General features: G+C 39.8%; 3 protein-coding genes and 3 pseudogenes. 5 read left to right on the forward strand and 1 reads right to left on the reverse strand.

The genetic code is table 11. The annotated features are described in order from the left end of the window. Nucleotides 1–581: 581 nt before the first annotated feature. The 3 genes and pseudogenes from ACMZ6Z_RS09020 to ACMZ6Z_RS09030 form a co-directional block, all read left to right on the forward strand. A pseudogene (locus tag ACMZ6Z_RS09020) lies at nucleotides 582–974 on the forward strand (DNA polymerase); the annotation flags it as partial. Next, complete coding sequence (locus tag ACMZ6Z_RS09025; RefSeq protein WP_416132207.1) at nucleotides 971–1,339, forward strand: hypothetical protein; 369 nt, start codon at nucleotides 971–973, stop codon at nucleotides 1,337–1,339. The pseudogene ACMZ6Z_RS09020 and the gene ACMZ6Z_RS09025, both read left to right, overlap by 4 nt. Then, nucleotides 1,326–1,621, forward strand: a pseudogene (locus ACMZ6Z_RS09030) (DUF5960 family protein). The gene ACMZ6Z_RS09025 and the pseudogene ACMZ6Z_RS09030 overlap by 14 nt, the downstream one beginning before the upstream one ends. A 26-nt stretch (nucleotides 1,622–1,647) precedes the next feature. On the opposite strand, the pseudogene ACMZ6Z_RS09035 reads toward ACMZ6Z_RS09030, so the two are convergent. Next, nucleotides 1,648–2,972, reverse strand: a pseudogene (locus ACMZ6Z_RS09035) (carboxylesterase family protein). Between the two features lie 75 nt (nucleotides 2,973–3,047). On the opposite strand from ACMZ6Z_RS09035, the gene ACMZ6Z_RS09040 reads away from it, so the two are divergent. Together ACMZ6Z_RS09040 and ACMZ6Z_RS09045 are read left to right on the forward strand one after the other, a co-directional pair. Continuing rightward, complete coding sequence (locus ACMZ6Z_RS09040) at nucleotides 3,048–3,263, forward strand: MerR family transcriptional regulator (protein WP_416132208.1); 216 nt, start codon at nucleotides 3,048–3,050, stop codon at nucleotides 3,261–3,263. Beyond that, the gene (locus ACMZ6Z_RS09045) at nucleotides 3,256–3,522 is read left to right on the forward strand and encodes a hypothetical protein (protein WP_416132209.1); all 267 of its coding nucleotides are present in this window, start codon (nucleotides 3,256–3,258) and stop codon (nucleotides 3,520–3,522) included. The genes ACMZ6Z_RS09040 and ACMZ6Z_RS09045 overlap by 8 nt, the downstream gene beginning before the upstream one ends. Nucleotides 3,523–3,817 lie beyond the last annotated feature (295 nt).

The raw sequence follows: 3,817 nt of genomic DNA on the forward strand, positions 1-3,817 counted from the left end.
GCTTGGTAGTCAACCTTAAGTGGAGACAATCTTCCAATTTCAACAGTCTCTCCAACTTCCAGCTCAAGGTGGGTTTTTCGGAACACCTCCGCAAGTTCCTCAAAGGCGTTCAATCTCGGCTGTATACTCATCATCTTATTTTCTCTTTTCCATTTTGGTATGTACATATTACCGTTGAAACTAAGATACGTCCAGCTATATGTTGCGATATAAGCGATATTTTTGACGATTTTTTATCTATACTTTTCTCGATTTAGCAAAAAGAGAGGGGGGATATCTATTCCCTCATACTCCTTTACCCATGTCCCCCCTTTGTATCTACGGAAATAAATCCCTCTCAAATTCACCAATATCTCAACTACCTCAACTGAGGTAGTCACTCTGATACTACCCCACCCAAAGCTAAAAAGCCCTGTCCAAGGCTTTTTAATGTGCTTTCGTTCAACCGTTTCTAGGCTTTCACCAGCAAACCAACTACCTCGACGTGTGATGAGAGCTTTCTTCTATACTAATGAACGAAAGGAAGTGAAAGTGATTTTAGGATTATACTGTGGAACGGAACAGTAGTCCTAGTATTGACTACTGTCGTTTCTATTCATATTGGATATTCTAGGACTGAGATGAAAAAATCTATAAATGCTCAGAAAAAAATTGAAACCGCAAATCTCCCAAAAACAATGGTGAGCCATGTACTTGAATTATTCCGAAAGAAATACACCTCTGGTGCAGTGAGACAAATCGGTGTCTCTTATAGTGGCTTTGTAGATGAAAACTTTACTCTACTATCACTCTTTGATGATGTGGAACAAATTGAAAAAGAAAATAGACTTCAGACAGCAATTGACGTTGTCAGAGAACAATTTGGTTTTTTAGCCATACAAAAAGGAACCGTCCTAACTGAAGGTTCCAGAAATATTGAACGTAGTAAACTTATCGGCGGACATTCCGCTGGTGGATTGGAGGGATTAAAATGATTGACCGTTCATACTTACCATTTCAGTCAGCAAGAGAGTACCAGGATACAAAGATGCAAAAATGGATGGGCTTTTTCCTATCTGAGCATACATCAGCACTCTCTGATGACACAAACAAAGTAACGTACATGTCAGATTTGTCACTGGAGAAGAAATTATTACTCCTCAGTCAAGTATACGCTAGCCAACTGAACACGCGCATTCATGTGATTGAGAAAAACAAGCGTGTTTCCTACACTGGAACAATACCAAGTCTGAATAAGGATTTCATTTTGATAAAAACTATAACAGGTCACATCAATTTGAAATTGAAAGATATTATGAGTATTGAACTTGTAGAGGAGGTACTTTATGAATCAGCTTGAGTTTCAGCGTAATCACCTGCAAATGGACTATTACAGCGAGAGCTACCAAGATTTTGAACGTGACTTCTACCGCTACTCCAACATGAATATTCCATTGACTTTCCTAACTGATAATATCCTAAAAACAATGGCGACTTCACGTAAGAATTACTTTGTCCTGAATAAGGAGAAGTCCAAAGATAATCGCGATCACTTCTTCATTTTTGAGGTAAGAACCTTGGAAGAGAATCCACTAATTTCCGATATTCGTATAAGAAAACTACAACATATTTAACAGCCTAAAAGATTACTTCTAGGCTGTTTACATATCACTTATTTAACTTATTAAATTCTAACATAAGCGGTATACCGGATAGGTCAACCTGACCTGTTCGGGCAAACTGTCCCCAAACTCTGCGAAGTCGTTGACCATCAACTTGAGTTTCAGACCAGCTTTTTCCTAAAAGAAACGGCGAATCTGGAAAAGCAGAGAAATTAAAAAGTAGCGGCAATTCTAAATCGTGACCCGCAGCAACAAGGTGGCTCTGCTCTTGCCAAAAAAAGCTGTAATGGTAAGTTTTCCCACCAGCCTCAGCATAGGTATGAGCAAATTCCAAAGTTGGTTTGTTAAAAATCTCTCTACTAAGTTTTTTGACCACTAACTCAATCGTCTTCTGACCTAAACGTTTGTCTGTTAAACCCAAAATTTTGGGTTGTGTGGGTAAAAAGCTTGCTACTTCTCTGGTATTACTACCAATCAATAGATCTACTGATTTAGCACGAATTGCTAAACGATCTGGTATCTCCTCCACTTTTGGAAGTGGGTAGACTCCATAATGAGGTCCAAACTTCATGAATCGCGCAAGACCCCTCACTTTAGTTGTTTCCTCAATTTCTAATTGCTTAGTCAGAACGTCTGATATTGGAGCATCAACTGGAAGTTCCAGATATTTTTCCAGCATCCTTTGAGACATGACAGAGCGCTTAGCATTTGCAGCCCCGATTGGGTCACTCTGTATTATCGCTCTCTGAATAAGACCTTCTGTCCCATCTGCAAGCAGGATGGCTCGTACTGATTCTGCTCCAGCCGATTGGCCAAAGAGTGTCATTTGAGCAGGATTACCACCAAATTGAGCAATTTGGTGGTAATCCACTTAATTGCTTCAATTTGGTCTAGCAAGCCAAGATTGGCCAAGTGACCAGCTTGGTCTCGCAAATATCCCAACCCCCCCAGACGGTAGCTGATATTAACTACAATGACCCGCTCTTGGGAAACCAATAAATCTGGAGTGTACTCACTACTCTCCCCACTCCCATTCGTAAATGCCCCTCCATGAATCCAAATCATGACAGGCAACTGATCAGCTTCCGTAGTACCAATAGGTCGATAAATCGATAGTATTTGTGGATGCTCAGTCTGCAACTGACTACTATAGTTTTGCTTAAAGTAGTATTCTTTGAAATATATGTTTGGCTGGGCTGCAATAGGTGCCAGCTTGGTTGCATCAATCTCGCCACCTTCATAAGAAAAGGGCCGAGGAATACCATAGCGCTGGGCTTGGGCATATCGAAGCCCTGCAAACCTCTCGGTCACCCCGTCGCTACTACCATGCACACGACCAAAATTTGTCTCTTGAAATACACTTGTTCTCATTGTCTATCACCTCTTGTTTTTTTATCCAACTTAGTATAAACTATGAACCATAGTTTAATGTCAAAAGGTAAGATTATGACAATAAAAGAATTAGCAAAAGCAACGGGACTACCTGTCTCCACCATCCGATATTACGAGCGAAGAGGATTTCTGCCTGAACCTGACCGTTTACCCAATAACTACCGTAATTACTCAGACCAAATCGTCAAAACACTCCATCTCATTTTGTACTTTTCAGGCTTGGGCTTAACTCTTGAACAAATCGGGACAATATTGAGAAAAAATGACTAAGAAGCCCCTAACAAAAACACTGATTCTAGAGTTAATTAATGACCAAAAATTCCACATTGAGAATCAGCTTAAACAACTCATATCCTTAAAACGCAGGCTTAACGCTCTTGAATCACACGAACAACTTATTGATGAATTCGTATCCTTTGATTGGTTTGAACACAATTCATCTCAGAAGCCTGTTAACAGTTGGATTGAACAAGTTAACAGTGGACAGCTACACCCTGATATCGCTAGGTTATTAATCGAGAATGACTGAAAAGTTAAATTTCTAATTAGTACAATTGCTATAACAAACAAAAGTATAAATTGTTATATGCAGTTTCACTAGCCTGGTCACCCGTTCTAGTACCAGCGACTTTGAGTATTCCATAATTCCGATTCCACGAGTTTCATTGCAATCTGCTATAAAACTTACTCGTTCAGCGTTTACTCTCACTCTGATACTTCCCCACCCTAAGCTAAAAAGTCTTGTCTCCAAGGCTTTTCGTAACCGCCCAATAACGGAGTATATTGAAAACATCCCAAAGTCTCTATTTGACTTTGGGATGTTT

It is taken from the genome of Streptococcus pluranimalium (assembly GCF_047785705.1).
GTDB classification, from domain to species: domain Bacteria; phylum Bacillota; class Bacilli; order Lactobacillales; family Streptococcaceae; genus Streptococcus; species Streptococcus pluranimalium_A.